Below are 16,675 nucleotides of genomic sequence, written 5' to 3'. Positions count from 1 at the left end.
AGGGACTTGGGTGGGGTTCTTAAGCGGGGTAGGTCGGATAGTCGATGTAGCCCTCGGCACCGCCGCCATACACCGTCGCCGGATTCAATTGGTTCAACGGCCAGTCATTGGCAATCCGCGCCGGCAGGTCCGGGTTAGCCATGAACGGTCGGCCAAACGCAACGAGATCGGCCAGCCCCGACTCAAGCAATTGCGCGCCGGTTTTGGCGGTGTAGCGACCGGCATAAATGATCGCGCCGCTGAACGTGTCGCGCACGGCCTGGCGAAAGGTCTGCGGCATCGCTGGCGCGTTGTCCCAGTCGGCTTCGGCGATCGACAGGTATGCGATGCCGACGTCTTCAAGAATCTTGATCGCCGCAATGTAAGTTGTGTGCGGATCTTCCTCGACCAGGCCCAGATACGTCCGCGCTTCATCGGTGGTAGTGAACAGCGGCGCAAACCGCACACCGACCTTGTCCTTGCCGATGCATTCGGCGACGCCGGCCACCACTTCGCGCAAAAAGCGCAAGCGATTGTCCAGTGAGCCGCCGTACAGGTCGGTGCGCAGGTTGCTGTGGGCGGAGATGAACTGGTTGACCAGATAACCGTTGGCGCAATGCAGTTCGATGCCGTCGAAACCCGCATCCATCGCGTTGCGCGCGGCCTGGATGTACAGCTGAATCAGTTCCTGCACTTCATCGGTGCTCAACGCGCGCGGAGCGGACGGCGGCACCAGTTCACCGGCACCGGGCGCGGTTTCGATGAACACGCTGACGCGGTCCGTAGCGACCGCAGAGGCCGACACCGGCGCATCACCATTAGGCTGCAACGCCGTGTGCGAGACCCGACCGACGTGCCAGAGCTGGGCGAAGATCACCCCATCCACGGCGTGCACCGCCTCGGTGACTTTGCGCCAACCGGCGATCTGCTCCGGCGTGTGAATGCCCGGCGTCCACGCATAACCTTGCCCGCGCGGTTCGATCTGCGTGCCTTCGGTGACGAGCAAACCGGCACCGGCGCGCTGCTGGTAATACTCGGCCATCAATTCGTTGGCGACATTGCCCGGTTGCGTACTGCGCTGGCGGGTGAGGGGCGGCAGGACGATGCGGTTTTTCAGGGTGTGTGCGCCCAATTTGGCAGGCGTGAAGAAAGCGTTATTCATGGAGTAAGCCTTGAATCTGATTAGACCAGTCGACTAGTGACTGGGCAAAAAAACAACGCCGGGCGGTACGCACGCGGCGTTGATCGGGGTAGAGCGAGGGATTCAGCCGAGCATCTTCAACAGCTTTTCGGCAACGGCGGCGGAGCTGGCCGGGTTCTGGCCGGTGACCAGGTGCCCGTCAGCCACCACATGCACCTGCCAATCGGCGACTTTCGAATAGCGCCCGCCCAGACGCTGGAATTCGTCTTCGATGAGGAACGGCACCACGTCAGTCAGACCAACAGCAGCTTCTTCGGCGTTGGTGAAACCGGTGACGTCGCGATCTTTGACGATCGGCTGGCCGTCAGCACGCACCACATGACGCAACACGCCGGGTGCGTGGCAGACAAAACCGTGAGGTTTGTTGGCGCGGTCGAAGGCTTCGATCAGCGCGATCGAGGCCTTGTCTTCGGCCAGATCCCACAGCGGGCCATGGCCGCCTGGGTAGAACACTGCGTCGAAATCCTCAGCTTTAACATCAGCCAAACGGCCAGTGGTGGCGAGTGCCTGTTGTGCAGCCGGATCAGCGCGGAAGCGATCGGTTTCGGCAGTCTGCGCGCTTGGCTCATCGCTTTTCGGATCGAGCGGCGGCTGGCCGCCGGCAGGCGATACCAGGGTGACATCGGCGCCGGCGTCCTTGAAGGCGTAGTAGGGCGCGGCGAACTCTTCCAGCCAGAAGCCGGTTTTCTTGCCGGTGTTGCCGAGTTGATCGTGGGAAGTCAGAACCATCAAGATTTTCATAGAGCACCCTTGGTTTGGTCAGGCATCGGCACAGGGCGAGGAATTCGCTCAGCGTCGGCACCGCATGAATTTGTGTCTCGGGGCGCAGCATAGGTTCCAATTAGACCAGTCGTCTAGTAATTTTTTCAGAAAATGTTTTTGCTCGTCGGTTATGGCAAACTCCCGGCCTTGAGAAGTATACGACTGGTCTATTGTCTGGAATTTTGCGCACCATGAAGCCGACCTTTGACGACACCCGCCAACACTTACTCGACACCGGCCACCGGATGATGGCCGAGAAGGGCTTCACCAGCGTCGGCCTCAACGAGATCCTGCAGACCGCTGGCGTGCCCAAGGGCTCGTTCTATCACTACTTCAAATCCAAGGAGTTGTATGGCCAGGCGCTGCTCGAGGATTACTTCGTCGACTACCTCGCCGACATGGAGCGCCGCCTGACATTGCCTGGGCTGACTGCGTTCGAACGTTTGATGGATTACTGGCAAGGCTGGCAGAACCGCTGCACCCTCGAAGGCCACGGCGATGAATGCCTGGTGGTGAAACTCAGCGCCGAAGTCGCCGACCTGTCCGAATCAATGCGCCTGACCTTGCGCGACGGCGCCGAACGCATCGTCGCGCGCATCACCGAATGCATCGAACAAGGCCAGACCGACAAAAGCCTGCCGGAGGGCGATGCGCGCAAGTTGGCGGAGACGCTGTATCAGCTCTGGCTCGGTGCCAGCCTGCTGAACAAATTGCAGCGCACCGGACAGTCGCTGGAAACCTCGATGGCGATGACCCGGCAGTTGTTGCGAGTCTGAGCCTCGCCGCAGATCCCTTTGGGAGCGAGCCTGCTCGCGATGGCGGCGGCACATCCAACATCTTCTTTAACTGACCCAATGCATTCGCGAGCAGGCTCGCTCCCACACTGTTATGGGCCGAACCATCGATCTTCATTCAATCCCCAATCCTGTGGGAGCGAGCCTGCTCGCGAAGACGGCGGCACATTCAACATCTTCATTGCCTGACCCAATGCATTCGCGAGCAGGCTCGCTCCCACAGGAGATCTGTGTTGATTGGTGAGATTGGAGATCATTCAAAACTCAGGCAGAACTGCTGTCCTCTTCAGGCAGTTGGGCAAACCACTGCGCATACGGTGTATTGCTCACCTTGAAACGGTTGAAGTCCGGGCTGCCGTCATCCCACCACACCGGCCCGCGCTCACCCAGCCCAATCTTCGCCTCGTTGACGCGAGCTCTCGCTGACTTCAACGCCTGTGCATCGTCGCCACGCTTTGCCTCTTTGACCGCACGCCGCGCTGACATGAGCTCGGCTACAAACGCCTCACGCTCGGCGGCTGGCAACGATGGGTTGCTGCAACGCCACAGCTGTTGCTTGACCACAAAATAGCGGCCATCGGGGGTTGTGGGGTACATGGGCGATATCCTGCGCGATCGAGTCTCAGACCGGGTAGGACAACTCGCCGATGAGTTTATCCAGCGTAATCGGATAATCGCGCACCCGTACGCCACACGCGTTATAGATCGCGTTGGCGATGGCCGCCGCCGCGCCGCTGATACCCAGCTCGCCAACGCCTTTGGCTTTCAACGGGGTTGCATACGGATCGACTTCATCGAGAAAGATTACTTCCTGATGGGGAATGTCGGCGTGCACCGGCACCTCGTATCCGGCCAGATCGTGATTGACGAAAAAGCCGATTCGATGGTCCACCGCCATCTCTTCCATCAATGCCGCACCAGCGCCCATGGTCATGCCGCCGATGATCTGGCTGCGCGCGGTTTTCGGATTGAGGATGCGCCCGGCGGCGCACACGGCCAGTTGCCGACGCAGGCGAATTTCGCCGGTCGCCGCATTGACCGCGACTTCGGCGAAATGCGCGCCGAAGGTCTGCTGGGCAAAACGCTCGGCCAGATCGCCGTATTCCATGCGGTCCTCGCCCGTCAGCTCGCCACTGGCTGCGGCCTGAGCCAAGGCAACCTGCTGCGAGCCTGCGCGAATCTGTGCATCAAAAAACTCGGCTTGCTGCGGGTCAAACCCGACGGCGCGAGCAGCGGCTTCACGCAGTTTCATGCACGCGGCATACACGCCGGCAGTGGAGGAGGCGGCTCCCCACTGGCCGCCGGAGCCCGACGATTCCGGAAACCGCGAATCGCCCAAGTGCACCACGACACGGTCCAGCGGCACGCCCATCATTTCGGCGGCGGTCTGGGCGATGATGGTGTAACTGCCGGTGCCGATGTCGGTCATGTCGGTTTCCACGGTGATGACGCCTTGACGATCGAGACGCACCCGCGCCGCCGAAGCGGTGGTCGGTGCGCCGCGAATCGCCGAGGCTAGGCCGATGCCGATCAGCCAACCGCCCTCACGGCGCTGAGCGGGTTGAGGGTTGCGCTGACGCCAGCCAAAGCGTTCGGCCCCAGTGTTCAGGCATTCCACCAACTGCCGTTTGGAGAACGGCCGCGCCGGTTGCTCCGGATCGACCTGCGAGTCGTTGAGGATGCGCAGTTGCAGCGGATCCATCTGCAGCTTTTCCGCCAGTTCATCCATGGCGATTTCCAGCGCCATCATCCCCGGTGCCTCGCCCGGCGCGCGCATCGCCGAACCCTCGGCGAGATCGAGCACGGCGAGATTCAGACGGGTCATGCGATTGGCCCCGGCGTAAAGCAATCGGGTTGACGCGGTGGCCGCTTCGGCGCGTCCGCCGCGCAGATTGCCCGACCAGCTCTCGTGGCCGATCGCCGTGATCACGCCGTCACGGTTGGCACCGATGCGCAGGCGCTGAAGCGTCGCCGGACGATGGGTCAGGTTGTTGAACATCAGCGGCCGCGGCAGCGCGACTTTCACCGGTCGCCCGGCATGTCGAGCGGCCAGGGATGCCAACACTGCGTCGCAAAGAATCGTGCCCTTACCGCCGAAACCACCGCCGATATACGGCGAGATCAGGCGCACATCTTCCTTGGCGATGCCGAGGGTTTTCGCCAGATCGCGCACGCCCCAGTTGATCTGTTGGATCGATGTCCACAAGGTCAACTGCGTGCCACTCCAGCGGGCAATGGTTGCGTGCGGTTCCATCATCGCGTGGGCCTGGTCAGGCGTGCTGTAGTGCTGATCGATTTGCACTGGCGCAGCGTTGAAGGCGCCTTCGAAGTCACCGACGCTGGTTTGCGGCGGCGGGCCAAAACCGGCCGGTGGCGGTGGGATTGCGGAGTCTTTCGCAACTGCCAGATCGAATGAACCCGCTTCGGCCACGTAGCGGATGTCGAGCAAGCCGGCGGCCGCGCGGGCCTGTTCAAAAGTGTCTGCGACGACAATCGCCACGGCCTGGTGATAGTGATCGACCTGCGGCCCGGCCAAGGCCCCGGCTACGTAAAACTCGCCTTTGGCCAATGCCCCGGCGTTTTCGTAAGTGACGACGGCGATCACCCCTGACGCCTCCCGCGCTTGCGTCGAATCGATCGAGGCAATGCGCCCCTTGCCGATCCCTGCGCCGACGATATAGCCGTAGGCGGCGTCCGGCACCGCTGCGTTTTGCTCGTAGGCGTAGGTGGCGGTGCCGGTGGTTTTCAACTTGCCGTCGATGCGGTCGGCAGGTTGGCCGATGACGTTCAGCTGGTCGATCGGATTGGAGCCGGCCGGGGTGTCGAATTTCATCTGCAAATTCCTTTCAGACAGGCTGGCGGCGCCCAGTAGCGCGGCGCAGCCATCGATTGACGTCGGATCTCTACGAGCCTAGGCCATCGACGCGCTGCTGATAATGCGCGGTTTCAGGATGGAGTGATGAATCCCGCTCACCAATCCTGACCAACATGACAAATAAGAATACGTTTCAATTACTAATGCGACCGTATACCATGCGCCGCGTTTTCATTGGCGGTTTTGCCCTTCGTTCTGGCCTATTCGTAAAGGTTTTCACCTCATGCGTCGAACTCTGCTTTCCATTTGTGTGCTGCAGGCGTTGTCTTCTTCCTCGTGGGCTGAGTCAGCCGAACCGACTTCTTCAACGCTTGAGCTGGAAGCCACCGATGTGGTCGGCACAGCGGATTACGAAAGGGCAGACGGCCCGGTGCAAGGCTATCGCGCGACGCGTTCGGCCAGCGCCACGCGCACCGACACTTCGATTCATGAAACCCCGCAGTCAATCAGCGTGGTGACCAAGGATGCCGTCGAAGACCTCGGCGCCACGCGTTTGCAGGATGCGCTGGATTACGCCGGCGGCGTCGGGCGCGCGAACAATTTCGGTGGGCAGGGCCTGACTACGTTCACCGTGCGCGGCTTCACCACGGGCGAGTTCTACCGCAACGGTTTCCCGATCAACCGTGGCTACCCGAACATGCCCGACGCCAACACCATCGAGCGTCTGGAAGTGCTGCGCGGTCCGGCGACCATGCTCTATGGCCGTGGCGACCCGGGCGGTACCTTCAACGTGGTGTCGAAACAGCCGTTGCCCGAGCGCACCGTTACGTTAGGCAGCCAGTTGAACGACCAAGGCATGAAGCGCGGCACCCTCGACGCTTCCGGGCCGCTCGATGAAGAAGGGCGTCTGGCCTATCGCTTGAATGTGGTGGGCGAGGGCGGTGACACCTTCCGCGATCATGTCGAGACCGAGCGCTACGGCATCACGCCGGTGCTGACCTGGCAGGCCACCGATGCGACCAAGCTGATTTTCGAAGGCGACTTCATGCGCAACAACGCGCCGCTCGATCGTGGCGTGACGCGCTACCCGGCGCAGATCGGCACCGCCTCGCGCGATACCTTCTTTGGCGAGAAGGACGTCGGCAAACTGCACAACGACAACAACATGGCGCAACTGCGTTTCGAGCACATGCTCAACGATGACTGGACCCTGGGCGGCGGTTTCCAGTGGCTCGACGGCTCGCTCAAGGGCAACGCGATCGAGGCCAACGGCATTGCCGCTGACGGCCGCACGCTGGGGCGCAACTTCAACTACCGCAAGCTGGAATGGACCGACAAGGACACCCAGCTCAACCTCACCGGGCATTTTGATACTGGCGGTCTGCAGCACACCTTGCTCACCGGCATCGAGTACGAAGATTACGATTACAAGTCGATCATCCAGCGCTCCAGCGGCGCGGTCAGTGCCTACCCGATCGACATCTTCAATCCGGTTTACGGCCAGCCACGCCCGGCGCTGACCCGCACGCCGACTCATGACAAAGAAAATCTCAAGACCTACGCAGCGTTCGTGCAGGATCAGGTCGCCCTGACCGACAAGCTGAAGGTGCTGGCCGGTGCGCGTTTCGAGCGCTTCGAGCATGACTACGAAACCTACGTACCCGGCGGCAAGAGCTGGCAGGCCAGCGACAACGCCGTCACCCCGCGTATCGGCGTCACCTACGACCTGACCGAAACCCTGGCTGTCTACGCCAACACCGCGCGCTCGTTCAAGCCCAACACCGGCGCCAGTCGCGAAGGCGGCGGCTTCGCTCCAGAGAAAGGCAAGTCCTACGAGATGGGCGTGAAGTGGGAGGCACTGGATCAGCAGTTGAGCGTCGACGCGGCGATCTACCAGATCGAAAAACGCAACGTGCTGACCACCGACCCGGTAGATTCGACCTTCAGCGTCGCTGCCGGTGAAGTGCGCAGCCGTGGTTTCGATGTCAACGTCACCGGCAATCTCACTCCGGAGTGGCGAGTAGTCGGCGGTTACGCTTACGTCGACGCCGAGGTGACCAAGGACAACACGCTGCGCTCCGGCACCCGTCTGCTGAACATTCCGAAGAACAGCTTCAGCCTGCTCAATATGTACGAGTTCCAGGACGGCACGCTCAAAGGCCTTGGCCTTGGCACCGGCCTGAAATACGTCGACGAGCGCGCGGGGCAGACCGCCAACACCGCGTTTTCCATGGGCAGTTACACCGTGGTCGACCTGCTGAGCTTCTACAAGGTCAACGATAAAGTACGGCTCAACCTCGATGTGAAAAACATCTTCGACCGCGACTACGAAGAAGGCGCCTTCGGCAACGTTTACGCCTACCCGGGCGCGCCGCGAACCGTGCAGGTGGGGATTTCCTACACGCTGTAAATCGCCGCAGCGGTTGCCGCCGACTCATGGTGGCCTGAGAGTGGCATGTCGAAATCAGACATCGGCATGCCGCACTCAGGCTAGTTGGGCGGCGGTCGGGCCACGTAAGGTGAAGCATCATTTCGTCGGCAAAGCGTCTGCGTCGCAGCTTTCGCCTGATGTCGGCACCGGAAATGATGATCGCCTGACGCACAGTCAGTGACCCAAACGTCGATCATGAGAACAATAAGAACCCATGACTAGCCTGAACCCCAAGGACTCCAACGGTCAGTTGGCGCAAGGTTTCAAACCGCGTCACGTCACCATGCTTTCCATTGCCGGCATCATCGGCGCAGGACTTTTCGTTGGCTCAGGCCACGCCATCGCCGCCGCAGGACCTGCGGTGCTGCTCGCTTATCTGTTCTCCGGTCTGCTGGTCGTGCTGGTCATGCGCATGCTCGGCGAAATGGCCGTGGCGCATCCCGACACCGGCTCGTTTTCCACCTACGCCGATCAAGCCATTGGCCGCTGGGCCGGGTTCACCATAGGCTGGCTGTATTGGTGGTTCTGGGTGCTGGTGATTCCCATCGAAGCACTGGCCGCAGGTCACGTGCTCAATCAGTGGTTTCCCCAGGTCGATGCCTGGTTGTTCGCCTTGCTGTCGATCGTCCTGCTGGTGATCACCAACCTGTTCAGCGTGTCGAAATACGGCGAGTTCGAATTCTGGTTCGCCATGGCCAAGGTCATCGCAATCATCGGTTTCATCGGCCTGGGTTTTGCGGTGCTGATGGGCTGGATTCCCGAGCGTGAAGCCAGTGGCTTGAGCGCGCTGATGGCCGAGCACGGCGGCTTTGCGCCGAACGGCATGTCGGCGGTGGTCGGCGCGTTCATCACCATCATGTTCAGTTTCATCGGCACCGAAGCGGTGACCATTGCCGCTGCGGAATCGAACAATCCGGCGCAGAACATCGCCAAGGCCACCCGTTCGGTGATCTGGCGTATCGGCATTTTCTATCTGCTGTCGATCTTCGTGGTGATTTCCGTGGTGCCGTGGAATGACCCGCAACTTGCCTCGGTCGGTTCCTACCAGCGCGCACTGGAACTGATGAACATCCCCAACGCCAAATTCCTCGTCGACGTGGTCGTGTTGATCGCGGTGGCCAGTTGCATGAACTCCTCGATCTACATTTCCTCGCGCATGCTCTATTCCTTGGGCCGACGCGGCGATGCGCCGCCGGCATTGAAGGTGACTTCGGGGGCGGGCGTGCCACGCGCGGCGGTCATTGCCAGCACGGTGATCGGCGCAGGCGTGACCTTGCTCAGCTATTTCATGCCGGCCGGGCTGTTCCAGTTCCTGCTCGCCAGCTCCGGGGCTATTGCCTTGCTGGTGTATCTGGTGATCGCCATTTCGCAGTTGCGCATGCGCCGCCGACTGGAACGGGAAAAGGTCGAAATGACCCTGCGCATGTGGCTGTTTCCTGGCTCACCTGGCTGGTCATCGCCTTCATCTGTGCGGCTTTGGCAGTGATGATGATCACCCCTGAACATCGCCTGGAAGTGACTTCGACCATTGGCCTGGCGCTGCTGATTTCCTTCGTCGGATTGATCACCAGCCGCCAGCATGGGCCGGCGGCCAGAGTGGCGGCGGTGGGCAAAGCCTAAGCAAACAACGCTTTGAGCCCACGGGAAAACCAGCCGTTCGGGCTCGAAGGCAGATGCTCACGTTGATTGAATGAGCCCGTCAACGCGCAGGTTTCACCGGCGAGCGAGCCCATCAGTTGCGGCAGCAAAAAACTGCGTTCGCATTCGCTGGCGGACAGTCCGGTTTTCTCTTGCGGCCAAACGACGCTGGTTTCGGCAAACGGCTTCATGGCACACCTCCTCAACATTCAAACATCCAGCACCAGGGTGTCGCTGCCCTGCGCCGGGGCGGCGCAGCAGATCAGCACTTCGTCGTCCGCCAGGCGCATGGCGGGCGGAGTGAGGTAATGCACCTGGCCGCTGGTAAGGCGGGTTTTGCAGGTGCCGCACGAGCCGCCGCGACAGCTGAACTCAGGATTCAAGCCACGCGCCTCGGCCAGTTCCAGCAAGGTGCCGCTGCCCGGTTCCCAGCGTGCTTCCTTGCCGGACGTGGCAAACAGCACCTTGACCGGCTCTTCCGCGACCGGCACTTGCGGCGGCGCCGGGGTACTGATTTCGACATCGCGGATCAGCGTCGACGGGCCGAAGGTTTCGGCGTGGATGCGATCGTCGGGAATACGCATTTTGCGCAAGCCGTCGTACAGCGCCTGAGTGAAGCTGCCCGGGCCGCACAGGTAGAAATCGTAGTCATCCAGCGGCAGCAGGCTCTTCAGCAAGGCGATGTCGATGCGCCCGGCATGATCGTAACCCTGCGCTGTTGCTTCCAGCGGCGGCTGGCTGACCACGCGCAGCACCTTGACCTTGTCACCGGCGCGTGCAGCCAAGGCGTCGATTTCTTCGCGAAAGGCCAGATCCTCGACGGTGCGACTGCTTTGCACCACCCAGGTCGGGCGCATGCGGCTGATGCGTTTGCCCTGATAGACCACCTCGCGCAGCATCGACAGCAACGGCGTCACCCCAACCCCTGCGGCCAACAGCACCAGTGGCCGGCGTTCGGTGGCGTCGACGGTGAAATCGCCTTGCGGCGCGCGGGCTTCGATCAAGTCCAATGCCTGAACGCGATCATGCAGATGCGAGGATACCGAGCCATCGCGTTTGACGCTGATGCGCAGGAACTCGTCCGACGGCGCGCTGGACACGCTGTAGGTGCGGATCGACGCGGCATCCTGACCGTCGAGCAAGACCTTGATCGGTAAGTGCTGGCCCGGTTCGAAGCGCGGCAGGCCGAAGCCGTCGTTGGCTTGCAGGTAAAACGAACGGATCTGCGGACTCTCATCGACTACACGCGTTACGTGCAGCGCACGCCATTGGTTGCGCAGCGCCTCGGCCTGCAGACGTTCGCGGGTCTGCTCCCAGCTGCCGGTCATTTGCGAATTGGGCGAATCGCCTTCCGGCTGCTCGGCCCAGCGCAGTGGCAGCGCGGCCTGACGGTAAACGATGCGCTGTGGCCTGAAGCGCCACAGGCGCTCGGCGCCCTGGAACGCGGCGATTTGCGGATCGTCGAGCAGCACTTCTGCGCTGCCGGTCATCTGCAACAGATCGCCGCTTTCAAAATCGATGAAGGTCAGCCCGGCGCGCGGGTTGAGCAGGATGTTGCCCAGAGTGTTGAAGAACAGATTGCCGGAGAAATCCGGGATGGTCAGGGTGCCGTCCTCGTCCATATGGACGAAACCGGATTTGCCGCCGCGATGGGACACATCGACCTGGCGCTCACCGTCGCGCACCACATAAGTGGCCACGTAGAACGAATCGGCGGCGGTGATCATGTCGCGCACCAAGGGTTCGCTGACAGGCAGGTCGAGCGCGGTGTCGGTGGTTTCGTCGACGAACGCGTAGTGGCGCAGGTTGATGTAGCGCGGGCAGTTGCCGTAAGCCTGGGTCACGCTGATCTCGAGGCTGTCGTCCTCGCGGCGGCTGATATTGCCGTTCATGCGATTGCGCCGACGGGTGTGCAGCTCGATGCCGAGCATGCCGATCGCATCGCCGGGTTGCAGGCCTTGATTGGCCGGGTCATTGGGCTGGGCGTCAAGTTTGATCTTCAATACCTGCGGCGACGGCGAATCCATGAAGCCCGGTTGACCGGTGCGCAGCGTCGCCCACGGGTCGCCCTGGCCATCAACGGCGCCGAGCACGACGAAGGGCAGTTGCGCGTAGAACTCGCGGTGCTGGTCCGGCATCCAGTCGCGGGCCAGTTGCCGCTGGCCGACACCGACCATCATCTCCACCGCGCCGACGGCACGTTGCAGGGTCAGCTCACCTTCATGCCAGGGCGAGGGCTGCGGTTTCGACGCTGTGTCCATTTCGATTCTCCTCGGGTGCAAACGGGCCGGTGAGCCGCCAGGGGCTGAAGCTCAAGTGGGCTCATGTTCGCCCTCGGCCGGTTGCGAGGGAATGGCCAGAAACTGCAATCCACTGTTTCACGCGGTGAAATGATCCCTACGCGCGCCTAAGGACGAGGATGATTATTTCACTGGCTGAAATGCTCGATTGTATTTGCTGAGGATTCCGCGACTTGCGGCAGGGGAGCAGGATGAGCCCATCGACACGATCAGCGGGTCGACCTCAAATAATCCAGGAGCACGTCATGTCCCAGTCAGCCGTCAAACTGTATCGCCATCCGTTGTCCGGCCACTCGCATCGCGTCGAGTTGATGCTGTCCCTGCTGGATGTTCCGACCGAACTGGTGTTCGTCGACCTGATGAAGGGCGCACACAAAACCCCTGAATTCCTCGCCCTCAACCGTTTCGGCCAAGTGCCGGTGATTGACGACAACGGTACGGTGCTCGCTGATTCCAACGGCATTCTTGTGTATCTGGCCGGCAAATACGGTAATGGTCAGTGGCTGCCGAGTGATCCGGTCGAGCAAGCCAAGGTGCAGCGCTGGTTATCGGTGGCCGCCGGGCAGATCAGCTCGGGTCCTGCCACGGCGCGCTTGATCACTGTGTTCGGCGCCGGTTACGACGCGGCTGATGCGATCAAGCGTTCCCATGCGTTGTTGCAGGTGATGGAAGACGAGTTGGCCAACAGCGCATTCCTTGCCGGCGACAAGGCAACCGTTGCCGATGTGGCCGCCTACACTTACGTCGCCCACGCACCGGAAGGCAATGTCTCGCTTGAGGATTACCCGAATGTGCGGGCGTGGCTCGGGCGGGTCGAGGCGCTGCCGAAATTCGTTGGCATGCAGCGCACAGCGGTGGGCCTGCAAAGCGCTTGATTCACAACGATGCACATCCCCTGTGGGAGCGAGCCTGCTCGCGAAAGCGGTGTGTCATTCACCGGTGATGTTGACTGACAGAATGCCTTCGCGAGCAGGCTCGCTCCCACGGGTTTGGCGTCAGCTGTCCCATCCATGCATTGGAAGACACTGTCTCGCTGGAGGAATATCCGAATGTGCGGGCGTACTGGCGGGAGTTGAAGCATTGCCCAAATTTAACTGTGTACACCAAACCCTGTGGGAGCGAGCCTGCTCGCGAAAGCGGTGTGTCATTCACCGGTGATGTTGACTGACAGAATGCCTTCGCGAGCAGGCTCGCTCCCACATGATTTCACTGTGTTTTCGAGGTTTTTTACAGGTCCCCAGCTATGGATCGTTTTCAGGAAATGCGCATGTTCCTGGCCGTGGCCGAGGAGGGTGGCTTTGCGGCGGCGGCCCGGCGTTTGAACACCTCGCCACCCAGCGTCACCCGCGCCATTGCTGCGCTGGAACAACGCATCGGCACGCGTCTGTTGTCGCGCACCACGCGCAGCCTGCACCTGACCGAAGCCGGGCATCGTTATCTGGACGATTGCCGAAGAATTCTGTGCGACGTCGACGAAGCCGAAGAGGCCGCTGCCGGCAGTTATCGGGTGCCGTGCGGGCACTTGAGCGTGACCGCGTCGGTGTTGTTTGGCGAGCTGTTCATCGCGCCGTTGCTGGCGCAATACGTCGATGCGTTTCCTTCGGTGCATCTGAAGGCCTTGCTGGTCGATCGTGTGGTGAACATGGCGGAAGAAGGTATCGATGTCGCCGTGCGCATCGGCCATCTGCACGAGAACAATCAGCATGCAATCAAGGTCGGTGAGGTCCGGCAGGTCATCTGCGGCACCCCCGATTACTTCGCCCGCTATGGCCGACCGCAACATCCGAACGAGTTGAGCCGCGCCAATATCGTCATGTCGTCCGCCAGTCATTTGCTCAGCGATTGGCAATTCGCCCATGCCGACGGGCCGTTGAGCTTTCGCTTCGAGCCGCGCCTGGTGGTCACCGCGAATCAGGCGGCAATCAACATCGCCAGTTCCGGTTGGGGCATTACCCGGGTGCTGTCTTATCAAGTCGCCAGCCAGGTTGCGGCCGGTGAACTGGAATTGGTGTTGCAGGCCTTTGAGCCGCCGGCGTTACCGGTGCAACTGGTCTATCTGAAACATCCGCGCGTACCGGCGAAGGTGCGCACGTTTGTCGATTTCCTCAGCGAACGTCTACAACATCATCCAGCGCTGAAAGCCGTGAACAGGGTTCACGGCTAAGGCTTCAAGTTTCAATTCAGCGACGGATCACTTCGCGGCTGCAGCGGTTTCGATCAGGCTGGCAACGGCTTTCGGATTGGACACCATCACCACGTGCGAAGCGCCTTTGACCACGACGGTCTGCTTGGAGTGCGCGCGCTCGGCCATGAACGCCAGGGCTTGCGCCGGGATGTTCTTGTCCTGGTCGCCGTAGACGAAGTACGACGGCACGGTTTTCCATGCAGGCTCGGTGGCGGCTTCGTTGAGCGCGGCGACGGTCACCGGGCGCTGAGTCGCGGCCATCAACTTCGCATCTGCCGGGGAAACATCGGCTGCGAACTGCTCATGGAATTTGTCCTGCTGGATGTACAAATCCTTACCACCATCGGCCAGCTCAACCGGGGCCGACAGGGTCGGGCCGAGGGTGCTGCCAGGGAAGCGGCCGGACAATTCGGCTGCGGTTTCACCCTTTTCCGGGGCGAACGCGGCGACGTACACCAGCGCTTTGACATTGGCATTGCCGTAAGCGGCTTCACTGATCACCGGGCCACCGTAGGAGTGGCCGACCAGTACCACCGGGGTTTTTACGCTGGCCAGCACATCCGCCACCGATTGCGCATCACCCTTGACCGAGCGCAGCGGGTTGGCAGCGGCGATCACCGGGTAGCCATCCTTCTCGAGAATCTTGACCACGCCGTTCCAGCTGCTCGAATCGGCAAAGGCACCGTGCACCAGCACTACGGTAGGTTTAACCGGTGCGGCGAACGCGGCGCTGGCACCAAACATGGCGGCGGTAAGGGCGAGGGTAGCGAAGACTTTGTTCATGGTAATGTCCTGTCGATTGGTTAAGGTAGGAATTGAAGCGACAGTGGTATTTAGCGCGCTAAATGTGTCAGTTGTGTGTGCGCACGGCCGAACTTCGCATGCGTATGTATCTGTGTCGGCAATTGCTACACGCTGATACAAAGCGACCCATCCGCTCAGATCGCGCGGCGGATCTTGCCCGGGGCCTCGCCGTAGGTTTCCTTGAATTTCTTGCTGAATGCAGCTTGGGACTGATAGCCGACCTGCACGGCAATGTCATTCAGGCCCAGATGCGAATGGCTCAGCAGACTGAACGCCAGCTCCATGCGCAATTGAGTCAGCAGCACCCACGGCGACACGCCAGCGACCCGGGCGAAGGTGCGCATGAACGTCGCGCGCGACATGTTCGCGGTGTCGGCCATGGCTTCGATGGTCCATTCGTGCGCTGGGTCAGCCAATATCGCCTGACAGGTGCGGCCCAGGCGCTGGTCGCCGAGCAGCGCCAGGGTGCTTTTGTCGTGATCGGCACGCGCCAGGTGCGCACGCAGGATCAAGGTGAACAACGCTTGGGACAGTGAGTCGAGGAGGAACCGTGCACCCGGCTGTTCGCTGTCGGCTTCGCTGCGCAACAGCGCAATCAGGGCGGTCAGCGGCGCATCAATCGGTAAGCCATCGTTGGCAATCAACAGGTAATCGGGGAGGGCGGCGAACAGCATCGATGCGCGGTTGTAATGAAAGCCACCGCAAAGCATGTCCAGATCGGCGCTCGCGCCACCCAGCCGATAGATCGGCAACACCCCGCCGGGAATCAGCGTTGGCAGCATTGGCGCTACATCTTTACCGCCGCTGTGCAGCACATGCGGCGTGCCCCGTGGCAACAACAGAATATCGCCGGCGCGCATCGCCAGGCGTTGTCCGCTGGCCAGTTCTACCCGGCACTCACCTTTGAGCACGACGTGATAGGGCGCCTTGCCCAAGGCTTCCTGTTGATGATCGCGCGCCCAGTCGCCCTGGAACTGGCAGCGCAGATCAAGACTGCCGCGCACGTTGGCCAGGCTGATGAGCTTATCGAGCGAGTTCATTGGCACCCATCACGAAGGAATCCCCAAAGTTGAGACGATTGAGCAAGACGTTGAGCATGACCGACAAAAGCGCGATTCGATAGCACCGCAGACTGACTCCACTTTCATTGATCTGGAGACGTCGCATGTTCACCTCAATCAACGCCGGACTACAACAGCTCGGCAAACTCGATCGCCTCGGCATCCCGCTGATGCGCGTGGCCATCGCCATCGTGTTCCTGTGGATCGGCGCGTTGAAATTCGTCCCGTACGAAGCCGACAGCATTACGCCTTTCGTCGCCAACAGCCCGGTGATGTCGTTCTTCTACGAACACCCGCAGGACTACAAGGCGCACCTGACCCATGAGGGCGAGCTGAACGCCGACAAGCGCGCCTGGCAGACCGCGAACAACACCTACGGCTTTTCCACCGGGCTTGGCGTGGTGGAAATTCTCATCGGTCTGCTGGTCCTGTCCAATCCGCTTTCTCGCCGTACCGGCCTGCTCGGTGGCGCGCTGGCGTTCGCTACGCCGCTGGTGACCCTGAGCTTTCTGGTTACCACGCCTGAAGCCTGGGTCGCTGCGCTGGGTGATGGTCAGCACGGTTTTCCCTATCTGTCCGGTGCCGGACGCCTGGTGCTCAAGGACGTCCTGATGCTCGCCGGAGCGCTGCCAATGATGGCCGATTCCGCGCGCCAATTGCTGACTGAACGTCAGGCCTGAATTCCCCATCCTTTATAGAGAGATC

Annotated in this window: 13 protein-coding genes and 1 pseudogene; 6 read left to right on the top strand and 8 right to left on the bottom strand. The window is 61.3% G+C overall.

Annotated features, from left to right (window positions below; all coding sequences use genetic code 11):
- Positions 1–19: 19 nt before the first annotated feature.
- On the bottom strand, positions 20–1,141 hold the full coding sequence (locus AB4O12_RS08725) for an alkene reductase (protein WP_460061426.1): 1,122 nt from the start codon (positions 1,139–1,141) through the stop codon (positions 20–22).
- A gap of 102 nt (positions 1,142–1,243) precedes the next feature.
- The gene (locus tag AB4O12_RS08720) at positions 1,244–1,921 is read right to left on the bottom strand and encodes a type 1 glutamine amidotransferase domain-containing protein (protein WP_252878225.1); all 678 of its coding nucleotides are present in this window, start codon (positions 1,919–1,921) and stop codon (positions 1,244–1,246) included.
- A 212-nt stretch (positions 1,922–2,133) separates the two neighbouring features.
- Between AB4O12_RS08720 and AB4O12_RS08715 the strand changes: the two genes are divergently transcribed.
- Positions 2,134–2,718 carry a TetR/AcrR family transcriptional regulator gene (locus AB4O12_RS08715; protein ID WP_073476244.1) on the top strand — a complete coding sequence of 195 codons (585 nt, stop codon included), beginning with the start codon at positions 2,134–2,136 and terminating at the stop codon, positions 2,716–2,718.
- A 282-nt stretch (positions 2,719–3,000) separates the two neighbouring features.
- On the opposite strand, the gene AB4O12_RS08710 is transcribed toward AB4O12_RS08715, so the two are convergent.
- Together AB4O12_RS08710 and paoC are read right to left on the bottom strand one after the other, a co-directional pair.
- Complete coding sequence (locus tag AB4O12_RS08710) at positions 3,001–3,333, bottom strand: hypothetical protein (RefSeq protein ID WP_460061423.1); 333 nt, start codon at positions 3,331–3,333, stop codon at positions 3,001–3,003.
- Positions 3,334–3,358: 25 nt separating this feature from the next.
- On the bottom strand, positions 3,359–5,569 hold the full coding sequence (gene paoC / locus AB4O12_RS08705) for an aldehyde oxidoreductase molybdenum-binding subunit PaoC (RefSeq protein ID WP_460061421.1): 2,211 nt from the start codon (positions 5,567–5,569) through the stop codon (positions 3,359–3,361).
- Positions 5,570–5,834: 265 nt separating this feature from the next.
- Here paoC and AB4O12_RS08700 point away from each other — a divergent pair, with 265 nt between their 5' ends.
- Both AB4O12_RS08700 and gabP read left to right on the top strand, forming a co-directional pair.
- Positions 5,835–7,961, top strand: coding sequence for a TonB-dependent siderophore receptor (locus tag AB4O12_RS08700; protein ID WP_423661533.1), 2,127 nt, complete (start codon positions 5,835–5,837; stop codon positions 7,959–7,961).
- A gap of 235 nt (positions 7,962–8,196) precedes the next feature.
- Positions 8,197–9,602: pseudogene (gene gabP / locus AB4O12_RS08695) on the top strand (GABA permease).
- Here gabP and AB4O12_RS08690 read toward each other — a convergent pair.
- Together AB4O12_RS08690 and AB4O12_RS08685 are read right to left on the bottom strand one after the other, a co-directional pair.
- Positions 9,599–9,811, bottom strand: a complete 213-nt coding sequence (locus tag AB4O12_RS08690) for a hypothetical protein (RefSeq protein ID WP_041480326.1) — start codon at positions 9,809–9,811, stop codon at positions 9,599–9,601. The pseudogene gabP and the gene AB4O12_RS08690 sit on opposite strands and share 4 nt — an antisense overlap.
- An 18-nt stretch (positions 9,812–9,829) precedes the next feature.
- On the bottom strand, positions 9,830–11,881 hold the full coding sequence (locus AB4O12_RS08685; RefSeq protein WP_460061417.1) for a 2Fe-2S iron-sulfur cluster-binding protein: 2,052 nt from the start codon (positions 11,879–11,881) through the stop codon (positions 9,830–9,832).
- 284 nt (positions 11,882–12,165) lie between these two features.
- Here AB4O12_RS08685 and AB4O12_RS08680 point away from each other — a divergent pair, with 284 nt between their 5' ends.
- Both AB4O12_RS08680 and AB4O12_RS08675 read left to right on the top strand, forming a co-directional pair.
- Entirely contained in the window at positions 12,166–12,795 is a 630-nt protein-coding gene (locus tag AB4O12_RS08680) for a glutathione S-transferase family protein (RefSeq protein ID WP_460061415.1), read from the top strand.
- A gap of 368 nt (positions 12,796–13,163) precedes the next feature.
- Positions 13,164–14,084, top strand: coding sequence for a LysR family transcriptional regulator (locus AB4O12_RS08675; RefSeq protein ID WP_016774781.1), 921 nt, complete (start codon positions 13,164–13,166; stop codon positions 14,082–14,084).
- 27 nt (positions 14,085–14,111) lie between these two features.
- On the opposite strand, the gene AB4O12_RS08670 is transcribed toward AB4O12_RS08675, so the two are convergent.
- Both AB4O12_RS08670 and AB4O12_RS08665 read right to left on the bottom strand, forming a co-directional pair.
- Positions 14,112–14,888, bottom strand: coding sequence for an alpha/beta fold hydrolase (locus AB4O12_RS08670; RefSeq protein WP_400555010.1), 777 nt, complete (start codon positions 14,886–14,888; stop codon positions 14,112–14,114).
- 155 nt (positions 14,889–15,043) lie between these two features.
- Positions 15,044–15,949 (bottom strand): AraC family transcriptional regulator, encoded by a 906-nt coding sequence (locus AB4O12_RS08665; protein ID WP_460061412.1) that lies wholly within the window; start codon positions 15,947–15,949, stop codon positions 15,044–15,046.
- 125 nt (positions 15,950–16,074) lie between these two features.
- Here AB4O12_RS08665 and rclC point away from each other — a divergent pair, with 125 nt between their 5' ends.
- Complete coding sequence (gene rclC, locus AB4O12_RS08660) at positions 16,075–16,650, top strand: reactive chlorine resistance membrane protein RclC (RefSeq protein WP_252886228.1); 576 nt, start codon at positions 16,075–16,077, stop codon at positions 16,648–16,650.
- Positions 16,651–16,675 lie beyond the last annotated feature (25 nt).

This window comes from Pseudomonas sp. S2_A05, from assembly GCF_054668485.1.
Note: the sequence above shows the minus strand (reverse complement) of the source record. Positions and strands in the feature narration are given on the sequence as shown.